The organism is Streptomyces hazeniae, from assembly GCF_031845485.1.
In the GTDB taxonomy this organism is placed as follows: Bacteria; Actinomycetota; Actinomycetes; order Streptomycetales; family Streptomycetaceae; genus Streptomyces; species Streptomyces hazeniae.
Genome location: NZ_JAVREQ010000018.1, coordinates 47,586 through 67,652, shown reverse-complemented (window position 1 = coordinate 67,652; position 20,067 = coordinate 47,586). Strand labels below are relative to the sequence as shown.

Here is a 20,067-nt window from a genome sequence, read left to right as displayed (position 1 = left end):
TCCACACTAGAAGTTTTCCGTTGAAACAGTGCAGAGCACGCCATTTCCGACAGGGGGCGTCACTCTCCGGGCCACTCCGGCCTGCGCTTCTCGTTGAACGCCGCGACGCCCTCCGCACGGTCCCCGGAGAACGCGACCGTCCGCCATGCGGCGTCCTCGACCTCCAGCCCGGCCCGCAGGTCCATCCCCCACCCGGTCCGCAGCGCGCGCTTGGCCGCCCGCAGCCCCACCGGCGAGTTCCCCGCCATCCTCCCGGCCAGCTCCAGCGCCTCCTCGCGGTCCGCACCCTCGGCCGCCAGGATGTCCACCAGCCCCAGCTCCCGCGCCTCCGCGGCCTCCACCCGCCGCGCCGTGAAGATCAGCTCCGCAGCCCGCGCCGCACCCACCCGGCGCGGCAACAGCTGCGTCCCACCGCCGCCCGGGATCACTCCCACCGACACCTCCGGCAGGCCGACGACCGCCGTCGTGTCGGCGACGATCACGTCACACGACAGCGCCAGCTCGAACCCGCCGCCCAGCGCATACCCGTGCACCGCGGCCACCGTCGGCTGCGGCAGCTCCAGCACCCCGGTGTACGCCGCCCGCGCGTGCGGCCGCTGCCGCCCCAGCTCGGCGTCCGTGAAGGAGTTCCGCTCCTTCAGGTCCGCACCCACGCAGAACGCCCGCTCGTGCGTCGACGTGAGCACGACCACCCTCGCCCCGGCGTCCCCCGCCACCGCCTCGCACGCCTCGGCGACGGACCGCGCCATCCCCGTCGACACGGCGTTCATCGCCTTCGGCCGGTCCAGCACGAGCTCCGCCACATGCGTGGCCTCGTCCACCCGCACCTCGACGAACTCGCCGTACCTGGTCGTCCTCACAGCCGCCTCCCTTGTGAACGCTCGTTTCCGCGCGAGCGTACCCGCGGCAGCCCCCAGCCCGAACGGCGACGACCGACCTCCGAAGGCACGGGCCCAGGGGCAGGCGCGCGCCCCCGTCGACGTGAGGGGGCGTGGGCGGAGGGCAGGGCCGATGCGCCCGGAAACACTTGCCCGTGATGTGTGGGCCGCGAAATACGAGTCGTGCCCACCGTTCACCGAGAACGCGGCCCGTAAATCATGGGTTTCCGGGTCGTCGGCCCGGACCGCAGCCCACGCCCCCGACCCACACCCACACACCAGCCACCGCCCCGCGCCCGCGCCCGCCCCTCACGAACGCCGCGTCAGCAGCCACGGCTCGACCACACCGAGCCCTCGCACCGGCCGCTGGTACAGCGGCTGCAGCGCGAACCGGAACCCGGACAGGTCCTCGGTCTCCTTCTCCGACTCCGGCGCATGCCCCGCCCCCGTCAGCTCCGACCGCAGCGCCCCGTCCACCAGCACCGTGTCCTTCGGCGCTATCGACGTCAGCCGGCTCGCCAGGTTCACGGTGTTGCCGAAGACGTCGCCCATCCGGCTCGTCATCGTCCCGAAGGCGATCCCCACCCGCAGCTCGGGCATCGTCGCGTCGTTGCCGAGCGTCTCGATCAGCCGCAGCCCGATCTCCGCCGCGGTCCCGGCCTCCTCCGCCACGTACAGCACCTCGTCGCCCAGGGCCTTGATCAGCCGCCCGCCGTGCGCCGCCACGAGGTCCGCGGCCGTCGTCTCGAACGCCTCGACCAGCTCACCGAGCTCGTCCTCCTCCAGCCGGCGCGTCAGCCGGGTGAAGCCCACGAGGTCGGCGAAGCCGATGGCCTGCCTGCGGGCGACGGTGTCGTCGTCGTCCTGCGCCTGCACCACTCGGCCGGTGGCCGCCGCGAGCTGCCGCCGCCACACGTACACGAGGAACTCCTCGAGCTCCGGCAGCAGCAGCTGGACCAGTGGGTAGGTGACCTCGTTGCGGGTCATGCCGGGCTCGGGCGGCTCGGTCAGGTCCTCCAGGAAGGAGTCCATCTGCCAGTCGGCGAGCCGGGCCGTGGTCTGCCCGGTGGAACGCGCCACCTGGATCGCCATCGGCTCACTCAGCAGCCCCGCCTCGACCAGACCGGACAGACGCCGCAGCGCCAGCACGTCCGCCTCGGTCAGCGCGCGGGCCTGCCCCACGTCGGCGAACCCCATGGCCCGCCAGAAACGGGACGCCAGCTCCATCGGCACGCCCGCCGCACGGGCCGCCTGGAAGGGGGTGTACTGCCGCCCGGCGCCGAGGATCAGCTCCTCGATGCTCAGCGCGCTGGGATCGTCGCTCAGTCCCTTCGGCCCGTCGCTCGGCGCCTGAGCCCCCGAGTCGCCCTCCGGACGGGCGTCCCCGCCCGCCTCCGCACCGGCCTCCGCGGACGGGGGCGCGGGCGCGGTCGACGGGTCGTCGGGGGTGTCCGGCTCGTCCGGCTCATCCACGGCCACTGCCCGCTCCCTGTCGGCCCTGCCAGGTCCCGTCGCCCCTGTGCACTGCCCTTCCGATCTCTCCCGGGTCCGCCGAATGACCACAATACGTCAGGTGTGCCCCCGCTCACTCTCCTCGGGCGGGGCGGAGATGAACGATGTCACCTGCGCCGACCGGCCGCTGCAGACCCTGCTGGGTGGCCAGCACCAGACGCCCGTCCCCGTCCACCGCGACGGCCTCGCCGGTGACCGACTCGCCGCCCGGCAACTCCGCGCGCACCTCGCGCCCGAGCGTGGAACAGCCCGCCGCGTACGCCTCCAGCAGCCCGCAGGCCGCAGGGTCGCCGTCCGCGTCACGCCAACGGCCGTACCAGGTCTCCAGGGAGCGCAGCAGGGCCCGCAGCAGCGGGTCCCGGTCCCGTCCCGGCGCCCCGGCCAGGGCGAGCGACCCGGCCTGCGGCACCGGCAGCTCCTCCTCGCGCAGCGAGACGTTCAGGCCCAGTCCGACGACGACCATGCGCTCCCCGGCCCGCTCGGCGAGGATGCCGCCGATCTTGCGCTCCTCGTCGCCGATCTCCGTGAGGAGGTCGTTGGGCCACTTGAGGAGCATGTCCACACCCCCCGCGCGGGCGAGCGCCGCCGCGGCCGCCACCCCGGTGAGGAGGGGCAGCCAGCCCCAGCGCTGCACCGGCGGAGCGGGTTCCAGGGCGACCGAGAGGAAGATCCCGGAACGGGCCGGGGCGCTCCAGCCGCGCTCCAGCCGGCCGCGGCCGGCGGTCTGCTCCTCGGCCACCAGCACGGAGCCCTCGCCCGCCTCGCCGGCCCGCACCCGCTCCACCAGGACGGTGTTCGTGGAGCCGACGCTGTCCAGGACGTCGAGGGACGTCCACAGGGTGTCCGGGCGGACGAGGGCGTCCCGGAGGGCTGTGGCGTTGAGCGGCGGACGGTCGAGGTCGGACCAGCGGCTTCCCCGGTCGCCGGGGTTCTCGGAGCTCATGCGGTCACCCTAGGTCGTGTTTCGAAAGTAGCGCCGTCCGCCCGGAGGGCGGGCGGGGCGGCGTCATGGGGGCACCTCCCAGGCGAAGCCCTGGGGGAGCGTGCAGATGCAAGGCGGAGGGAGAAAAGCGCAGCGGGCTGCGCTGACGACCGACCACGCAGCAGATGTGCGTGCATGGCGCCGCCCCGCAGGCGGGACTTTCGAAACACGACCTAGGCCCGCGCCTCGCGCCGCGGGCGGCCCGGACGCCCCCGGCCTACCGCACACGGCGGGAAGTGTGGCCAACGCCGCAGCGTCGGAGCCGCCGCGCGCGGATAGCCTACGAATGAGTAGCCGACGCAGGAGCGAAACGCAGGAGCGAGGAGCCGCAGGCCGTGTCCGAGCAGGAGACCAGCCCCGACATCCATACGACCGCGGGCAAGATCGCGGATTTCCGGCAGCGCGCCCACGAGGCGACGCACGCGGGGTCCGAGCGGGCCATCGAGAAGCAGCACGCCAAGGGCAAGCTGACCGCGCGGGAGCGCGTGGAACTGCTGCTCGACGAGGGGTCGTTCACCGAACTCGACGAGTTCGCACGCCATCGCTCCACGGCGTTCGGCATCGAGAAGAACCGGCCGTACGGCGACGGGGTCGTCACCGGCTACGGCACCGTGGACGGTCGCCCCGTCTGCGTGTACTCGCAGGACTTCACCATCTTCGGCGGCTCGCTCGGCGAGGTGTACGGCGAGAAGATCGTCAAGGTGATGGACTTCGCGATGAAGACCGGCTGCCCGGTCGTCGGCATCAACGACGGCGGGGGCGCCCGTATCCAGGAGGGCGTCACCGCCCTCGGCCTGTTCGCGGAGATCTTCCGCCGCAACGTGCACGCCTCCGGCGTGGTCCCGCAGATCAGCCTGATCATGGGGCCCTGCGCGGGCGGCGCGGTGTACTCCCCGGCGATCACCGACTTCACCGTGATGGTCGACAAGACCTCGCACATGTTCATCACCGGCCCGGACGTGATCAAGACGGTCACCGGTGAGGACGTCGGCTTCGAGGCGCTCGGCGGCGCCCGGACGCACAACGCGACCTCCGGCGTGGCGCACCACATGGCGGGCGACGAGAAGGACGCGATCGAGTACGTCAAGGCGCTGCTGTCCTACCTGCCGAGCAACAACCTCACCGACCCGCCGGTCTTCCCCGAGGAGGCCGACCTGGAGACCTCGGACGAGGACCGCGAGCTGGACACGCTCATCCCGGACTCGGCGAACCAGCCGTACGACATGCACAGCGCCATCGAGCACGTGCTGGACGACAGCGAGTTCCTGGAGACCCAGGCGCTCTTCGCGCCCAACATCATCACCGGCTTCGGCCGGGTCGAGGGGCAGTCGGTCGGCGTCGTGGCCAACCAGCCGATGCAGTTCGCCGGCTGCCTGGACATCGACGCCAGCGAGAAGGCGGCCCGCTTCGTCCGCACCTGCGACGCGTACAACATCCCGGTGCTGACGTTCGTGGACGTGCCCGGCTTCCTGCCCGGCACGGACCAGGAGTACGACGGCATCATCCGGCGCGGCGCCAAGCTGATCTACGCCTACGCGGAGGCGACCGTCCCGCTGATCACCGTCATCACGCGCAAGGCGTTCGGCGGCGCCTACGACGTCATGGGCTCCAAGCACCTGGGCGCGGACCTCAACTTCGCCTGGCCCACCGCGCAGATCGCCGTGATGGGCGCCCAGGGCGCCGTGAACATCCTGCACCGCCGCCGCCTCGCGGCCGTCGAGGGCGACGAGGAGCGCGAGGAGCTGCGCGCCGAGCTGACGCAGGAGTACGAGGACGCGCTGCTGAACCCGTATGTCGCGGCCGAACGCGGGTATGTGGACGCCGTCATCCTTCCCGCCGAGACCCGACGCCACATCGTCCGCGGCCTGCGCACGCTGCGCACCAAGCGCGAGCAGCTGCCCCCGAAGAAGCACGGCAACATCCCGCTGTAGGAAGGGACGTGGAGCCCATGATCAAGGTGATACGGGGCAACCCGACGCCCGAGGAGCTGGCCGCCGCACTGGCGGTGGTCCAGGCCCGGGCGGCCGCCTCCGCCGCCGCGGGCGAGGCGGCACACCGGGGGGCGGAGTGGTCCGACCCGGCCCGTACGGTGCCCCGGCGACTGCTCCCGCACCCGGGCCCCAAGGCCTGGCGCACCACCTTCTGGCCGGCCTGAGCACCGGGCTTCTCCCACGGCGCCCCGGCCACGATCGCGTTCCGTCGGGGCGCGATCGTGGCCGGGGCGCCGTGATGAGTATCCGTACTCAGGCGCTCCGGCCGGGTGGCGTCGCATGATCGGGGGATGCTGTGGTCCGACCCCGAGAACAAGCCGCCCGCCGAGCTGCGCGCCGCCCAGGCGATGCTGCGGCGGATGGCCTGGGTCCTCGCCGTCGCCGCGATGGTCGCCGCGGCCCTCGCCGTGCAGGCCCGCTGAGGACCGGCCGTCGCTACGATGAGCCGCATGAACGCCCAGCAGCACGGTCCCGCACGCCGCCTCGTCCTCGCCTCCGCCTCCCCCGCCCGGCTCGGACTGCTGCGCCAGGCCGGACTCGACCCCGAGGTGATCGTCAGCGGTGTGGACGAGGACGCGCTCGGAGCCGACACCCCGGCGGAACTCGCCCGGATACTCGCGGAGGCCAAGGCCGAGGCGGTCGCCGCCCGGCCGGAGACCGCGGACGCGCTGGTGATCGGCTGCGACTCGGTTCTCGAACTCGACGGGCAGGCCCTGGGCAAGCCGGACGACGCGGAGGACGCCACCGCACGCTGGAAGTCCATGCGCGGCCGTTCCGGGGTGCTGCGGACGGGGCACTGCGTGATCGACCGGCGCGGCGGCGCGAAGATGAGCGAGACCGCTTCGACCACGGTCCGCTTCGGCACCCCGTCGGACGAGGAGATCGCTGCCTACGTCGCCTCCGGCGAACCGCTGCACGTGGCGGGCGCGTTCACCCTGGACGGCCTCTCGGCGCCGTTCGTCGACGGGGTGGACGGCGACCCCGGCAACGTCATCGGGCTGTCGCTGCCGACGCTCCGGAGCATGCTCGCCGACCTCGGCGTGCCGATCACCCGGCTGTGGGCTCCGCGCTAGGCTGCGGCGCCGAACCACCGTCCGTACGGCGGTGCTTGGGCAGCCGGGAGTACGACACCAGCGTCCAGACCAGCAGGGCCAGCACCAGCATCATGAAGCCGAACGCCGACCAGCCCACCAGGCCGATCGTCAACGCCCCGAGTACAGCGTGCAGCACGGCGGCGCTGATGAGGAGCAGCCGGGGTACCTTGCCGGGCGCGCGGTCCCGTACGGCCATCACCACCAGCACGCCGGCGCAGAACAGGAGGTAGGCACCGAGCAGCGCCCCGCCGACGACGGAACCCGTGCTCATCATGTCGGGGTCGAGGCCGGCCAGGGACATCTGCTGCTTGTCCACGACCATCCCCATGAACACCTGGAGCAGCACGAACCCCACGGCCTCGCACGTCAGTACGACCGCGGCGATCGCGGCCACCGGTCTGCGGGTCACCCACCCCACCTGCCCACTTCGTCGTTACTCCGGGTACGAACAATGGCCCCCGCACGCTACTGGCGGGTACACCCGGTGGCAAGAGCCGGGAGCAGTTGCGGGGATTTACTCCATCTCACCGCCGAACTTAGTAGGAACCCCACAAAGAAGCAGGAGTTGAGCACGAGCGGTCACACAGAGACCTTGCCCACACCGCCGTTCGTCGGTGGGCGCCTGGAACCGGGCGTACCGTGGGATGACAAGGCAACGCGGGGGTGGACCTGCCCTCGGATCACACTCCGTGTGGGCAAGCTCACCCCTGTGGGCGACTCGGCGTGGGGTGTCACCACTAGCTAAAATCGCGCCGTTCACTTCTGTTTGCGGCGCAGCGCCAAGTAGGGAGTCATCGTGCGCAAGGTGCTCATCGCCAACCGCGGCGAGATCGCTGTCCGGGTTGCTCGAGCGTGCCGGGACGCCGGTATCGCGAGTGTCGCCGTCTACGCCGACCCGGACCGCGACGCGCTCCATGTGCGGGTGGCCGACGAAGCCTTCGCACTCGGCGGCGACACCCCGGCGGCGAGCTACCTGGACGTCGCGAAGGTGCTGAAGGCCGCCGCGGACTCCGGTGCGGACGCGATCCACCCCGGCTACGGCTTCCTCTCCGAGAACGCCGACTTCGCGCAGGCCGTCCTCGACGCCGGCCTCACCTGGATCGGCCCGCCGCCGCAGGCGATCCGCGACCTGGGCGACAAGGTGGCGGCCCGTCACATCGCGCAGCGCGCCGGCGCCCCCCTCGTCGCGGGCACCCCCGACCCCGTCTCCGGTGCGGAGGAGGTCGTGACCTTCGCCGAGGAGCACGGCCTGCCCATCGCCATCAAGGCCGCCTTCGGCGGCGGCGGCCGCGGCCTGAAGGTCGCCCGCACCCTCGACGAGGTCCCCGAGCTGTACGAGTCCGCCGTGCGCGAGGCCGTCGCCGCCTTCGGGCGCGGCGAGTGCTTCGTCGAGCGCTACCTGGACCGTCCGCGGCACGTCGAGACCCAGTGCCTGGCCGACAAGCACGGCAACGTGGTCGTCGTCTCCACCCGCGACTGCTCCCTCCAGCGCCGGCACCAGAAGCTCGTCGAGGAGGCGCCCGCGCCCTTCCTGAGCGACGAGCAGAACGCCGAGCTGTACCGCGCGTCCAAGGCCATCCTCAAGGAGGCCGGCTACGAGGGCGCGGGCACCTGCGAGTTCCTCGTCGGCCAGGACGGCACCATCTCCTTCCTCGAGGTCAACACCCGCCTCCAGGTCGAGCACCCGGTGACCGAGGAGGTCACCGGCATCGACCTGGTCCGCGAGATGTTCCGCATCGCCGACGGCGAGGAGCTGGGCTACGACGACCCGGCGGTGCGCGGCCACTCCTTCGAGTTCCGCATCAACGGCGAGGACCCCGGGCGCAACTTCCTGCCCGCCCCGGGCACGGTCACGCTGTTCGACCCGCCGGCCGGCCCGGGCGTCCGCCTGGACGCCGGCGTGGAGAGCGGCTCCGTCATCGGCCCGGCCTGGGACTCGCTGCTCGCCAAGCTGATCGTCACCGGCGCCTCCCGGCAGCAGGCCCTCCAGCGCGCCGCCCGCGCACTGGACGAGTTCCGCGTCGAGGGCATGGCCACGGCCCTCCCCTTCCACCGCGTCGTCGTCCGCGACGCGGCGTTCGGGCCGGAGGTGCACGGACGCCAGGGCCACCCGTTCGACGTCCACACCCGGTGGATCGAGACCGAGTTCGTCAACGAGATCACGCCCTTCACGGCACCCGGCGCAGAGGACGACGACGAGGCCGAGGGCACGCGCGAGACCGTCGTCGTCGAGGTCGGCGGCAAGCGGCTCGAGGTGTCCCTGCCCGCCTCGCTCGGCGTCGCCCCCGCCGCGGCGACCGCCGGAACGAAGAAGCCGAAGCGCAAGGCCGCGAAGAAGTCCGGCTCGGCCGCGTCCGGCGACGCCCTCGCCTCGCCCATGCAGGGCACGATCGTGAAGGTCGCCGTCGAGGAGGGCCAGCAGGTCGCCGAGGGCGAACTGGTCGTCGTCCTGGAGGCGATGAAGATGGAGCAGCCGCTGAACGCCCACCGCGCCGGCACCGTCAAGGGCCTCACCGCCGAGGTCGGCGGGTCCCTCTCCGCCGGCACGGTCATCTGCGAGATCAAGGACTGACCGCGTTCCCGTCGCCGGGCGTGCCGCTTCCGGCCCGCCCGGCGACGTCGCGTCACCCGCCCGCGCCGATGGTCAGTGCCGGCCCAGGTCCGCCACGCGGAGCTGCGGACCCGGAGGCTGCACCGGATGCGTACGGCGCTGGCCCGGAAGCGGCGCCTCGCGCCGCCCCGCCGGAGCCGGCCGCCCCTGCGCGCCCGCCACGGCGATCTGCACGCCCTGGTCCGCCAGCGCCTGGAGCTCCGTCGCAGCCCGGTCGTCGTGCGGCGGCGGCTCGTCCGTCACCAGACGGGTCATCACGTCCGTCGGCACCGTCTGGAACATCGTGTCGGTGCCCAGTTTGGTGTGGTCCGCCAGGACCACCACCTCCGCCGCGGACTGCACCAGCGCCCGGTCGACGCTCGCCGACAGCATGTTGGACGTGGACAGCCCCCGCTCCGCGGTGAGCCCGCTGCCGGACAGGAAGGCCCGCGTCACCCGCAGCCCCTGGAGCGACTGCTCCGCGCCACTCCCCACCAGCGCGTAGTTGGAGCCGCGCAGCGTGCCGCCGGTCATCACCACCTCGACGCGGTTGGCATGCGCCAGCGCCTGCGCGACCAGCAGCGAGTTGGTCACCACGGTCAGGCCCGGCACCCTGGCCAGCCGGCGGGCCAGCTCCTGCGTGGTCGTACCGGCGCCGACGACGACGGCCTCGCCCTCCTCCACGAGACCTGCGGCGAGATCGGCGACGGCCGTCTTCTCCGCGGTCGCGGACAGCGACTTCTGGGGGAAGCCGGACTCGCGGCTGAAACCGCCCGGCAGCACCGCACCGCCGTGCCGGCGGTCGAGCAGTCCTTCTGCCTCCAGGGCCCGTACGTCACGCCGGACGGTCACTTCGGAGGTCTGGACGACGCGGGCGAGCTCCCGGAGCGACACCGCTCCGTTGGCCCGCACCATTTCGAGGATCAATTGGCGACGTTCTGCAGCGAACACGGAACCGACAGTAACGCCGTCGACCGTCTACTTTCAGCAGTTTGCGCCGATTATCGAAAGTTGTACGTCTCCGCGACCGGAACGTGCTATGCCGTCAGCCGCCGTCGCCCTCCTTGCGGGTGTGCAGCTGCCGCGCGACCTCCGCGATCGACCCGGTCAGCGACGGGTAGACGGTGAACGCCTTCGCGATCTGCTCCACGGTCAGATTCGTGTCCACGGCGATCGAGATCGGGTGGATCAGTTCACTCGCACGGGGGGCCACCACCACGCCGCCCACCACGATGCCCGTGCCCGGGCGGCAGAACAGCTTCACGAAGCCGTCCCGGATGCCCTGCATCTTCGCCCGCGGATTCCGCACCAGCGGCAGCTTCACCACGTTCGCGCTGATCCGGCCCTCCTCCACATCCGCCTGGGAGAAGCCGACCGTCGCGATCTCCGGATCGGTGAAGATGTTCGCCGACACCGCCTTCAGGTTCAGCGGCACCACCGACTCGCCCAGGAAGTGGTACATCGCGATCCGTCCCTGCATCGCCGCCACGGAAGCAAGCGCGAACACCCCGGTGCAGTCGCCCGCGGCGTACACGCCCGGCGCCGAGGTGCGGGACACCTTGTCCGTCCACACGTGCCCCGAGTCCTTCAGCCGCACACCGGCCTCCTCCAGGCCGATCCCGCGCGTGTTGGGCACCGCGCCCACCGCGACCAGGCAGTGCGAGCCGGAGACCGTACGGCCGTCGCTCAGCGTCACCTCGACGCCGTCACCCACGCGCTTCGCGGACGCGGCGCGGGACCGCGACATCACGTCCATCCCACGCCGGCGGAACACGTCCTCCAGCACGGCAGCCGCGTCCGGGTCCTCCCCGGGCAGCACCCGGTCCCGCGACGACACCAGCGTGACCTGCGAGCCCAGCGCCTGGTAGGCGCCCGCGAACTCGGCACCGGTCACACCGGAACCGACCACGATCAGCCGCTCCGGCAGCTCCTCCAGGTCGTACAGCTGCGTCCAGTTCAGGATCCGCTCGCCGTCCGGCCGGGCGTCCGGGATCTCGCGCGGATGACCGCCGGTGGCGATCAGCACCGCGTCCGCGCTCAGCCGTTCCTCGTCGCCCTCGGCCGTCGTCACCACGACGGTGCGGGTACCGTCCGCCGCCCGCTCCGGCTCCAGCCGACCGCGGCCGTGCAGCACCCGGCCGCCCGCACGCGTCACCGACGCGGTGATGTCGTGCGACTGCGCGAGGGCGAGCCGCTTCACACGGCGGTTCACCTTCTCCATGTCGACGCCCACCACCCGCGCCGACTGCTCGAGCGGCGGCGTGTCGTCCTCGATGCGTATGCCCAGCTCCTCGTGCGAGGAGTCGAAGTTCGTCATCACCTCGGCGGTCGCGATGAGCGTCTTCGACGGCACGCAGTCGGTCAGCACCGACGCCCCGCCGAGACCGTCGCTGTCGACGACGGTCACCTCCGCTCCGAGCTCGGCGGCCACCAGTGCCGCCTCGTAGCCGCCAGGTCCGCCACCGATGATCACGATCCGAGTCACGCCTCCCAGTGTCCCGCACGTTCCCGCCTGACGGCGGGGTGGGGGGCGGGTACGGTCCGCGCGGCACGACGTGTGCGCGCCGGGGGTGCGGGGTGCGGGGTGCGGGGTGCGGGGTGCGGGGTGCGGGGTGCGGGGTGCGGGTGCCGCACCGTGACCCTCGCAACGGTGCCGTGTCGAGCGGGTGCCGCTCCCGTACCCTCGTGCCATGTCGCTCTACGCCGCCTTCGCCGGCAACCTCGACGCGCGGCTGATGTCACGCCGCGCACCGCACTCCCCGCTGCGCGGCACCGGCTGGCTCGACGGCTGGCGCCTCACCTTCGGCGGCGAGCACATGGGCTGGGAAGGCGCGCTGGCCACGGTGGTGGAGGCGCCGCGCTCCCAGGTCTTCGTCGCGCTCTACGACATCGCGCCGATGGACGAGGAGGCGATGGACCGCTGGGAGGGCGTCGGCCTCGACATCTACCGGCGCATGCGGGTGCGGGTGCACACGCTGGACGGCGACGCGGCGGCCTGGTGCTACGTGCTGAACGGATACGAGGGCGGGCTGCCCTCGGCCCGCTACCTGGGGGAGATCGCCGACGCGGCGGAGTCGGCGGGGGCGCCGCACGACTACGTGATGGAGCTGCGGAAGCGGCCCTGCTGAGCGGCGTTCCGCCGCTTCGCGGCGGGGTGGGCGGTGGGCTCGGTGTGGGCGCGGCGTGCTGTCGGGGTGCGGGTCGGGGGCGTGGGTTCCGGTCCGGGCCGACGACCCGGAAACCCATGATTTACGGGCCGCGTTCTCGGCGAACGGTGGGCACGACTCTTACTTCGCGGCCCACAAATCACGGGCAAGTGTTTCCGGGCGCATCGACCCTGCCCTCCACCCACGCCCCCTCACGTCCCGGTTCCCTCGGCCCACCCCCGTGCCCTTGAGGGAGGGGATGCACGAGCGGCACCCCGCAAACACGGGCAGGGGTTTCCGGGGGCGCCGGCCCTGCCCTCCACCCACGCCCCCTCACGTCCCGGTTCCCTCGGCCCACCCCCGCGCCCTTGAAGGAGGGGATGCACGAGCGGCACCCCGCAAACACGGGCGGAGGTTTCCGGGGGCGCCGGCCCTGCCCTCCACCCACGCCCCCTCACGTCCCGGTTCCCTCGGCCCACCCCCGCGCCCCCCGGGGGGGGGAGGGGTGTGCGACGGGTGCACGGCGCAGGAACGTGCCCTTGTGCGGGTTTCGGCAGCCGTCGGGGGGTGGGACGGTCGGTTGCGGTCCACGTGGAGGGGCGGTCACCCGCACCGGCGGTGGAGCGGCGTCGTTCCCAGGTTCGCCCTACGCCGACCCGGTTCGCCGGGCGGAACTCGTACTGGACGCAGAGGCTGAGCCCGGCGTGATCCGGCCCGCCGCCCCGGAGGGATACGTCCTGGCAGAAAACACGAACCGGGGTGTGGCTTGGCACCCAATCGGGGTGGGATCACCAGGGGGCTCTACGCGCGTAGGCGGAATCAGGCTACCCTGCTTCGCGTGAACGTATCTGCGCCTATCGACGAGTCCCCGCACGACCACGCAGCGGCAGCCGCGAAGCGGCTGCGCGAGATCACCGGGGTGGACACCCACGACGTCGCGCTGGTCATGGGGTCCGGCTGGGTCCCCGCCGCCGACGCCCTCGGCGCACCCGAGCACGAGTTGGCCGTCACCGACCTGCCGGGCTTCCCCCCACCTGCGGTGGAGGGGCACGCGGGGAAGATCCGTTCCTACAAGGTCGGCGAGAAGCGGGCCCTGGTCTTCCTCGGGCGCACCCACTACTACGAGGGCCGCGGCGTCGCCTCGGTCGTCCACGGCATCCGTACGGCAGTCGCCGCCGGCTGCAAGACGATCGTGCTCACCAACGGCTGTGGCGGGCTGCGCGACGGGATGCGGGTCGGTCAGCCGGTGCTGATCAGCGACCACATCAACCTCACGGCCGCATCTCCCATCGTCGGTGCGAACTTCACCGACCTCACCGACCTGTACTCGCCGCGCCTTCGCGCGATGTGCCAGGAGATCGACGCCACCCTCGAAGAGGGCGTGTACGTACAGTTCCCCGGGCCGCACTACGAGACGCCGGCCGAGATCAACATGGTCCGGGTGCTGGGCGGCGACCTGGTCGGGATGTCCACGGTGCTGGAGGCGATCGCCGCCCGCGAAGCGGGCGCCGAGGTGCTGGGTATCTCGCTGGTCACCAACCTGGCCGCAGGCATCACCGGTGAGCCACTCAACCACGAGGAGGTCCTCCAGGCCGGTCGCGACTCCGCCAGCCACATGGGCTCCCTCCTCGCCCAGGTCCTCCAGCGCGTCTGACCGTCTGATCAGGGCGCCATGTCCATGGGTGCAGCGCACCGTCTGGCCTTCGAGCCCGCCCGAGTTCGCCGGTCCCGCTCCGAATGGCCCACCCTCCCTCAAGGGCACGGGGGTGGGCCGAGGGAACCGGGACGTGAGGGGGCGTGGGTGGAGGGCAGGGCCGATGCGCCCGGAAACACTTGCCCGTGATGTGTGGGCCGCGAAGTAAGAGTCGTGCCCACCGTTCACCGAGAACGCGGCCCGTAAATCATGGGTTTCCGGGTCGTCGGCCCGGACCGCAGCCCACGCCCCCGACCCACACCCCGACAGCACGCCGCGCCCACACCGAGCCCACCGCCCACCCCGCCGCGAAGCGGCGCACCGTCGACAGACAGGAACCGTCGTGGAGAACGTCATCGCCCAGGCGCAAGCCTGGCTCGCCGAGGACCCGGACCCGGAGACCCGCGAGGAGCTGGCCAAGCTGCTCGAGGCGGAGGACGTCGACGCGCTCACCGCCCGCTTCGCCGGGACCCTCCAGTTCGGCACCGCCGGCCTCCGCGGCGAGCTGGGCGCGGGCCCGATGCGGATGAACCGGGCCGTCGTGATCCGCGCCGCCGCCGGCCTCGCCGCGTACCTGCGCGCGCAGGGCCACGCCGGCGAGGCGGAGGCACCCGGCGCGCCCGGACACGCACCCGGCGCAGCCGGAAACGCAGCCGGAAACGCAGCCGGAACGCGCGAGCCGGGGCTGGTCGTGATCGGCTACGACGCGCGCCACAAGAGTGCGCAGTTCGCCCGCGACACCGCTGCCGTCGTGACGGGCGCCGGCCTGCGGGCGGCGCTCCTCCCCCGGCCTCTGCCGACCCCGGTGCTGGCGTTCGCCGTGCGTCATCTGGGCGCCGTCGCGGGCGTGACCGTGACCGCGAGCCACAACCCGCCGCGGGACAACGGCTACAAGGTCTACCTGGGCGACGGCTCCCAGATCGTGCCGCCTGCGGACGCGGAGATCGCCGCCGCGATCGACGCGGTCGGCGCGCTCGCCGACGTGCCGCTGCCGGAGACGGGCTGGCAGGTGCTCGACGAGGAGGTCGTCGAGGCGTATCTGGACCGCAGCGCGACCGTGCTGAACGGCGGCGCCGCGCTGCCCACCGCCGGGGGCGACGGGCCCGCCGGGTCGAGCGGCCCCGGGCCGCTCAAGGTGGTGCACACGGCGCTGCACGGCGTCGGCGCCGACACGCTGCGGGAGGCGTTCGTCCGGGCCGGCTTCACCGCACCGGTCGCGGTCGCCGAGCAGGCCGAGCCGGACCCGGACTTCCCCACGGTCGCCTTCCCGAACCCGGAGGAGCCGGGCGCGATGGACCTGGCGTTCGGCGCGGCACGTGCCGTGCGACCGGATCTGGTGATCGCCAACGACCCGGACGCCGACCGGTGCGCGGTCGCGGTGCCGGACGAGGAGGCGCCCGACGGCTGGCGGATGCTCCGCGGCGACGAGGTGGGCGCGCTGCTCGCCACGCATCTGGTGCGCAAGGGTGCCCGCGGCACGTTCGCGACGACCATCGTGTCGTCGTCGCTGCTGGGCCGTATCGCCCAGCGCGCGGGTCTGGCCTACGAGGAGACGCTGACGGGCTTCAAGTGGCTGTCCCGGGTGCCGGGGCTGCGCTTCGGGTACGAGGAGGCGCTGGGCTACTGCGTCGACCCGGACGGGGTCCGCGACAAGGACGGCATCACGGCCGCGCTGCTGGTGGCGGAGCTGGCCGCGGAGCTGAAGGCGCAGGGCCGTACGCCGGCGGACCTGCTGGACGACATCGCCGTGGAGTACGGCCTGCATGCGACGGACCAGCTCTCCGTGCGGGTGGAGGACCTGTCGCTGATCGACGAGGTGATGGGCCGGCTGCGGGCGGCGCCGCCGAAGCGGCTCGCCGGGCTGCGGGTGACGGCGGCGGAGGATCTGCGGGAGGGCGTGGGCGGGCTGCCGCCGACGGACGGCCTGCGGTACCGGGTGGGCGACGGCGAGGCCCGTGTGGTGGTCCGTCCGAGCGGCACCGAGCCGAAGCTGAAGTGCTACCTGGAGGCGGTCGTGCCGGTGGCGGACGCCTCCGGGCTGGAGCGGGCGCGCCAGCGGGCCCGCGAGGTGCTGGACGGGCTCGCCGCCGATCTCTCCAAGGCCGCCGGACTCTGACGGACCGGACGGGCGGGGTCAGGTCGCCAGGACGTAGGCGAGGCCGGCGGCGCCGACCAGGAGCGGGGCCAGGACCTCGTACGCCCACCGCACGGTGACCGGCGCGCTCGGGGCCGGCGCCGTGCCGTCCTCGCCGTGCTTGGCGGCGAGGTCCCGCAGTTCGTGGATGACGCTGTCGGACGTGGCCGTCTTCCGGCCACCCTCGCCCTCGCCGGTGACGGCTTCGCTGAGGCCCACGCCGAAGAGGCCGCGGGACGGCTTGTGGCCGGCGTCGACGCGGGCGTTGTGCCGGATGGCCGCCTTCCGGGCGCGGAGGGAGACGGGGACGGACCACAGCTGGTAGGTGGTGCCGTCGGCGACGACTTCGCTGGTGTAGCCGGAGCGCAGGGAGTCCACCGACTGCCAGGACATGCTGATCGTGCGGAACGGGTTGCGGACCCGGAGGCGCTCGCGCCCGGCGAAGACGGCGGGGCGCAGGGTGAAGGCGACGACCAGCGGGACGAAGCACAGGAGGCCGGCGCCGACGGTGATCTGCTGGCGTCCGGAGCCGCGGATCAGCGCGTCGGAGCCGAGCCAGAGGGCGATGGCCAGGAGCGCCACGCCTGCGGCGAGTGCGGCCGGCGACCGGTAGCAGCGGTCGGCCACCGGCGGGTTCTGCGAAGTCATGGGGGTGATTGTGCCCGACCGTCCGCATGGCGGATATTGCGGTCCGGCATCGATCCGGGGGCGCCCCGTCGTGGGACGCTACGCGTGTAGATATGCTCGTGTGGTGACCATGTCTTCTGCGCCCACCGCTACCGCCCCCGGTGCCCCTCCGGGGGGAAGCCCCCTGGCGGACGTGACCGCGTCCGAGACCTCGCTGCGCCGGTATCTGCACGGCCTCCCCGGCGTCGACGCCGTGGGGCTGGAGGCGCGTGCCGCGATGCTCGGCACGCGCTCCATCAAGAACGCCTCCAAGGCCCACGCCATCGACCTGGCGATCTCCATGATCGACCTGACCACGCTGGAGGGTGCCGACACCCCCGGCAAGGTGCGGTCGCTGTGCGCCAAGGGCGCCAACCCGGACCCGTCGGACCGTACGACGCCCAAGGTCGCCGCGATCTGCGTCTACCCGGACATGGTGGCCACCGCCAAGGAGGCGCTGGCCGGGTCGGGCATCCACGTCGCGTCGGTCGCGACCGCCTTCCCCGCCGGCCGCGCGGCCCTGGACGTGAAGCTCGCGGACACCCGCGACGCGGTCGCCGCGGGAGCGGACGAGATCGACATGGTCATCGACCGGGGCGCCTTCCTCGCCGGCCGGTACGGCAAGGTCTTCGAGGAGATCCTTGCCGTGAAGGAGGCGTGCGGCACCGCACACCTGAAGGTGATCTTCGAGAACGGCGAGCTGTCGACCTACGACAACATCCGCCGTGCCTCCTGGCTGGCGATGCTCGCCGGCGCGGACTTCATCAAGACCTCGACGGGCAAGGTCGCGGTGAACGCGACGCTGCCGAACACGCTGCTGATGCTGGAGGCGGTGCGCGACTTCCGCGCGGCGACCGGCACGCAGGTGGGCGTGAAGCCGGCCGGCGGCATCCGCACCAGCAAGGACGCCATCAAGTACCTGGTGACGGTGAACGAGACGGCCGGCGAGGACTGGCTGCACCCCGACTGGTTCCGCTTCGGCGCCTCCAGCCTGCTCAACGACCTGCTGATGCAGCGTCAGAAGCTCAGCACCGGCCACTACTCCGGTCCCGACTACGTGACGGTGGACTGATGTCTGCATTCGAGTACGCACCCGCTCCCCAGTCCGCCTCGGTGGTGGACGTCGCCCCGAGCTACGGGCTGTTCATCGACGGCGAGTTCCGCGAGTCCGCCGACGGCAAGGTGTTCAAGACGGTGTCCCCCTCGACCGAGGAGGTGCTGTCGGAGGTCGCGCAGGCGGGCTCCGAGGACGTGCAGGCCGCGGTGAAGGCCGCACGGCGGGCGTTCGAGAAGTGGTCGGCGCTGCCGGGTGCCGAGCGCGCCAAGTACCTGTTCCGCATCGCGCGGATCGTCCAGGAGCGGTCGCGCGAGCTGGCCGTGCTGGAGACGCTGGACAACGGCAAGCCGATCCGGGAGACCCGGGACGCCGACCTGCCGCTGGTCGCCGCGCACTTCTTCTACTACGCGGGGTGGGCGGACAAGCTCGGCCACGCCGGGTACGGGCCGGACCCGAAGCCGCTGGGCGTGGCCGCGCAGGTCATCCCGTGGAACTTCCCGCTGCTGATGCTGGCCTGGAAGATCGCCCCGGCGCTGGCCACCGGCAACACGGTGGTGCTCAAGCCGGCCGAGACCACGCCGCTGTCGGCGCTGTTCTTCGCCGACATCTGCCGCCAGGCCGGGCTGCCCCGGGGTGTCGTCAACATCATCACCGGCGACGGCCCGGTCGGCGCCGAACTGGTGGCCCACGAGGACGTGAACAAGGTCGCCTTCACCGGCTCGACGGCCGTGGGCAAGGAGATCGCCCGCACGGTCGCGGGCACGCGCAAGAAGCTGACGCTGGAGCTGGGCGGCAAGGGCGCCAACATCGTCTTCGACGACGCGCCGATCGACCAGACGGTCGAGGGCGTCGTGAACGGCATCTTCTTCAACCAGGGCCAGGTGTGCTGCGCCGGGTCCCGGCTGCTCGTGCAGGAGTCGGTGGCCGACGAGCTGCTGGAGTCGCTGAAGCGCCGCCTCGGCACGCTGCGCGTGGGCGACCCGCTGGACAAGAACACCGACATCGGCGCGATCAACTCCGCCGAGCAGCTGGCCCGGATCACCGCGCTGGCCGAGGCCGGCGAGGCGGAGGGCGCGGACCGCTGGTCCCCCGCGTGCGAACTGCCCTCCTCGGGCTACTGGTTCGCCCCGACGCTGTTCACCGGCGTGTCGCAGGCCCACCGGATCGCGCGGGAGGAGATCTTCGGCCCGGTGCTGTCCGTGCTGACCTTCCGTACCCCGGACGAGGCGGTCGCCAAGGCGAACAACACGCCGTACGGCCTGTCGGCGGGCATCTGGACGGAGAAGGGCTCGCGCATCCTGAAGATGGCGTCGAAGCTGCGCGCGGGCGTCGTCTGGTCCAACACGTTCAACAAGTTCGACCCGACCTCGCCGTTCGGCGGCTACAAGGAGTCGGGGTTCGGCCGCGAGGGCGGCCGCCACGGTCTGGAGGCCTACCTCGATGTCTGACGCACGGCTGGGTGTTCTCAAGACGTACAAGCTCTTCGTCGGGGGGAAGTTCCCCCGCTCGGAGAGCGGACGGGTGTACGAGGTGACCGACTCCAAGGGCCAGTGGCTGGCCAACGCCCCGCAGGCGTCGCGGAAGGACGCCCGTGACGCGGTCGCCGCGGCGCGGAAGGCGTTCGGCGGCTGGTCCGGGGCGACGGCGTACAACCGGGGCCAGGTGCTCTACCGGGTCGCCGAGATGCTGGAGGGCCGGCGCGACCAGTTCGCCGCCGAGGTGGGCGCGGCGGACGGGCTGTCGAAGTCCAAGGCCGCGGCGCAGGTGGACGCGGCGATCGACCGCTGGGTCTGGTACGCGGGCTGGTCGGACAAGATCGCCCAGGTCGTGGGCGGCGCGAACCCGGTCGCGGGGCCGTACTTCAACCTGTCCTCCCCCGAACCGACGGGCGTGGTCGCCGTGGTGGCGCCGCGGAAGTCGTCGCTGCTGGGCCTGGTGTCGGTGCTGGCTCCGGTGATCGTCAGCGGGAACACGGCCGTACTGGTCGCCGCGGAGGACGCGCCGCTTCCCGCGCTGTCGCTGGCCGAGGTGCTGGCGACGTCGGACGTGCCGGGTGGCGTGGTGAACGTGCTGACCGGCAGCGCCGCGGAGATCGCCCCCTCGCTGGCCGCGCACCAGGACGTCAATGCGGTGGACCTCGCGGGCGCGGACGCCGGTCTGGCGAAGGACCTGGAGGTCGCGGCGGCGGACACGGTCAAGCGGGTGCTGCGGCCCGGGACGGGAACCGACTGGTTCGCCGAGCCCGGCACCGAGCGGATGACCGCCTTCCTGGAGACGAAGACGGTGTGGCACCCGATGGGTGTCTGAGCACGTGACACGGCGCG

General features: G+C 72.5%; 18 protein-coding genes. 11 read left to right on the top strand and 7 right to left on the bottom strand.

Annotated elements, in window-relative coordinates; all coding sequences use genetic code 11:
• Nucleotides 1-59: 59 nt before the first annotated feature.
• The 3 genes from RM572_RS19405 to RM572_RS19395 all read right to left on the bottom strand — a co-directional run bounded on the left by RM572_RS19405 (nt 60) and on the right by RM572_RS19395 (nt 3,333).
• Nucleotides 60-860, bottom strand: coding sequence for an enoyl-CoA hydratase/isomerase family protein (locus RM572_RS19405; protein WP_027764349.1), 801 nt, complete (start codon nt 858-860; stop codon nt 60-62).
• A 327-nt stretch (nt 861-1,187) separates the two neighbouring features.
• A complete protein-coding gene (locus RM572_RS19400) occupies nt 1,188-2,357 on the bottom strand; it encodes an adenylate/guanylate cyclase domain-containing protein (RefSeq protein WP_394813645.1) in 1,170 nt (389 codons plus the stop codon).
• A gap of 106 nt (nt 2,358-2,463) precedes the next feature.
• Nucleotides 2,464-3,333: a biotin--[acetyl-CoA-carboxylase] ligase gene (locus tag RM572_RS19395; protein ID WP_311674619.1), complete on the bottom strand. Its 870-nt coding sequence runs from the start codon at nt 3,331-3,333 to the stop codon at nt 2,464-2,466.
• A 374-nt stretch (nt 3,334-3,707) separates the two neighbouring features.
• Here RM572_RS19395 and RM572_RS19390 point away from each other — a divergent pair, with 374 nt between their 5' ends.
• From RM572_RS19390 to RM572_RS19375, 4 genes are all read left to right on the top strand, one after another.
• Nucleotides 3,708-5,303, top strand: coding sequence for an acyl-CoA carboxylase subunit beta (locus RM572_RS19390; protein WP_311674618.1), 1,596 nt, complete (start codon nt 3,708-3,710; stop codon nt 5,301-5,303).
• 17 nt (nt 5,304-5,320) lie between these two features.
• On the top strand, nt 5,321-5,527 hold the full coding sequence (locus tag RM572_RS19385) for an acyl-CoA carboxylase subunit epsilon (RefSeq protein ID WP_311674697.1): 207 nt from the start codon (nt 5,321-5,323) through the stop codon (nt 5,525-5,527).
• Nucleotides 5,528-5,653: 126 nt separating this feature from the next.
• Nucleotides 5,654-5,785 (top strand): morphogenic membrane protein MmpB, encoded by a 132-nt coding sequence (mmpB, locus tag RM572_RS19380; protein WP_281727973.1) that lies wholly within the window; start codon nt 5,654-5,656, stop codon nt 5,783-5,785.
• A gap of 27 nt (nt 5,786-5,812) precedes the next feature.
• Nucleotides 5,813-6,436, top strand: a complete 624-nt coding sequence (locus RM572_RS19375) for a Maf family protein (RefSeq protein ID WP_311674616.1) — start codon at nt 5,813-5,815, stop codon at nt 6,434-6,436.
• Here RM572_RS19375 and RM572_RS19370 read toward each other — a convergent pair.
• A complete protein-coding gene (locus RM572_RS19370; RefSeq protein WP_037790455.1) occupies nt 6,411-6,866 on the bottom strand; it encodes a membrane protein in 456 nt (151 codons plus the stop codon). The genes RM572_RS19375 and RM572_RS19370 overlap by 26 nt on opposite strands.
• A gap of 387 nt (nt 6,867-7,253) precedes the next feature.
• Here RM572_RS19370 and RM572_RS19365 point away from each other — a divergent pair, with 387 nt between their 5' ends.
• Nucleotides 7,254-9,029 (top strand): acetyl/propionyl/methylcrotonyl-CoA carboxylase subunit alpha, encoded by a 1,776-nt coding sequence (locus tag RM572_RS19365; RefSeq protein WP_311674615.1) that lies wholly within the window; start codon nt 7,254-7,256, stop codon nt 9,027-9,029.
• Between the two features lie 72 nt (nt 9,030-9,101).
• Here RM572_RS19365 and RM572_RS19360 read toward each other — a convergent pair whose 3' ends face one another.
• Nucleotides 9,102-9,962 carry a DeoR/GlpR family DNA-binding transcription regulator gene (locus RM572_RS19360; RefSeq protein WP_027764357.1) on the bottom strand — a complete coding sequence of 287 codons (861 nt, stop codon included), beginning with the start codon at nt 9,960-9,962 and terminating at the stop codon, nt 9,102-9,104.
• Nucleotides 9,963-10,092: 130 nt separating this feature from the next.
• Complete coding sequence (locus tag RM572_RS19355; protein WP_311674614.1) at nt 10,093-11,739, bottom strand: NAD(P)H-quinone dehydrogenase; 1,647 nt, start codon at nt 11,737-11,739, stop codon at nt 10,093-10,095.
• Between RM572_RS19355 and RM572_RS19350 the strand changes: the two genes are divergently transcribed.
• The 3 genes from RM572_RS19350 to RM572_RS19340 all read left to right on the top strand — a co-directional run bounded on the left by RM572_RS19350 (nt 11,738) and on the right by RM572_RS19340 (nt 16,002).
• The gene (locus tag RM572_RS19350; RefSeq protein WP_027764359.1) at nt 11,738-12,175 is read left to right on the top strand and encodes a gamma-glutamylcyclotransferase; all 438 of its coding nucleotides are present in this window, start codon (nt 11,738-11,740) and stop codon (nt 12,173-12,175) included. The two genes, RM572_RS19355 and RM572_RS19350, sit on opposite strands and share 2 nt — an antisense overlap.
• An 856-nt stretch (nt 12,176-13,031) precedes the next feature.
• The gene (locus RM572_RS19345; RefSeq protein WP_311674613.1) at nt 13,032-13,847 is read left to right on the top strand and encodes a purine-nucleoside phosphorylase; all 816 of its coding nucleotides are present in this window, start codon (nt 13,032-13,034) and stop codon (nt 13,845-13,847) included.
• A gap of 382 nt (nt 13,848-14,229) precedes the next feature.
• Nucleotides 14,230-16,002 carry a phospho-sugar mutase gene (locus tag RM572_RS19340; protein WP_311674612.1) on the top strand — a complete coding sequence of 591 codons (1,773 nt, stop codon included), beginning with the start codon at nt 14,230-14,232 and terminating at the stop codon, nt 16,000-16,002.
• Between the two features lie 18 nt (nt 16,003-16,020).
• Here RM572_RS19340 and RM572_RS19335 read toward each other — a convergent pair whose 3' ends face one another.
• Complete coding sequence (locus tag RM572_RS19335; protein ID WP_311674611.1) at nt 16,021-16,668, bottom strand: PH domain-containing protein; 648 nt, start codon at nt 16,666-16,668, stop codon at nt 16,021-16,023.
• A gap of 109 nt (nt 16,669-16,777) precedes the next feature.
• On the opposite strand from RM572_RS19335, the gene deoC reads away from it, so the two are divergent.
• The 3 genes from deoC to RM572_RS19320 are packed head-to-tail and all read left to right on the top strand — an operon-like array spanning nt 16,778 to nt 20,050.
• Nucleotides 16,778-17,758: a deoxyribose-phosphate aldolase gene (deoC, locus tag RM572_RS19330; protein WP_311674696.1), complete on the top strand. Its 981-nt coding sequence runs from the start codon at nt 16,778-16,780 to the stop codon at nt 17,756-17,758.
• A complete protein-coding gene (locus RM572_RS19325; protein ID WP_311674695.1) occupies nt 17,755-19,191 on the top strand; it encodes an aldehyde dehydrogenase family protein in 1,437 nt (478 codons plus the stop codon). The genes deoC and RM572_RS19325 overlap by 4 nt, the downstream gene beginning before the upstream one ends.
• On the top strand, nt 19,184-20,050 hold the full coding sequence (locus RM572_RS19320) for an aldehyde dehydrogenase family protein (protein ID WP_311674610.1): 867 nt from the start codon (nt 19,184-19,186) through the stop codon (nt 20,048-20,050). The genes RM572_RS19325 and RM572_RS19320 overlap by 8 nt, the downstream gene beginning before the upstream one ends.
• Nucleotides 20,051-20,067: the final 17 nt, after the last annotated feature.

Bases quoted from the DNA above. Each gene is read 5' to 3' on its own strand.
- RM572_RS19360 (WP_027764357.1), bottom strand. From the start codon at position 9,962: ATGGTGCGGGCCAACGGAGCGGTGTCGCTCCGGGAGCTCGCCCGCGTC.
- RM572_RS19320 (WP_311674610.1), top strand. From the start codon at position 19,184: ATGTCTGACGCACGGCTGGGTGTTCTCAAGACGTACAAGCTCTTCGTC.
- mmpB (WP_281727973.1), top strand. From the start codon at position 5,654: ATGCTGTGGTCCGACCCCGAGAACAAGCCGCCCGCCGAGCTGCGCGCC.
- RM572_RS19375 (WP_311674616.1), top strand. From the start codon at position 5,813: ATGAACGCCCAGCAGCACGGTCCCGCACGCCGCCTCGTCCTCGCCTCC.
- RM572_RS19355 (WP_311674614.1), bottom strand. From the start codon at position 11,739: ATGGCACGAGGGTACGGGAGCGGCACCCGCTCGACACGGCACCGTTGC.
- RM572_RS19350 (WP_027764359.1), top strand. From the start codon at position 11,738: ATGTCGCTCTACGCCGCCTTCGCCGGCAACCTCGACGCGCGGCTGATG.
- RM572_RS19335 (WP_311674611.1), bottom strand. From the start codon at position 16,668: ATGACTTCGCAGAACCCGCCGGTGGCCGACCGCTGCTACCGGTCGCCG.
- RM572_RS19385 (WP_311674697.1), top strand. From the start codon at position 5,321: ATGATCAAGGTGATACGGGGCAACCCGACGCCCGAGGAGCTGGCCGCC.
- deoC (WP_311674696.1), top strand. From the start codon at position 16,778: ATGTCTTCTGCGCCCACCGCTACCGCCCCCGGTGCCCCTCCGGGGGGA.
- RM572_RS19395 (WP_311674619.1), bottom strand. From the start codon at position 3,333: ATGAGCTCCGAGAACCCCGGCGACCGGGGAAGCCGCTGGTCCGACCTC.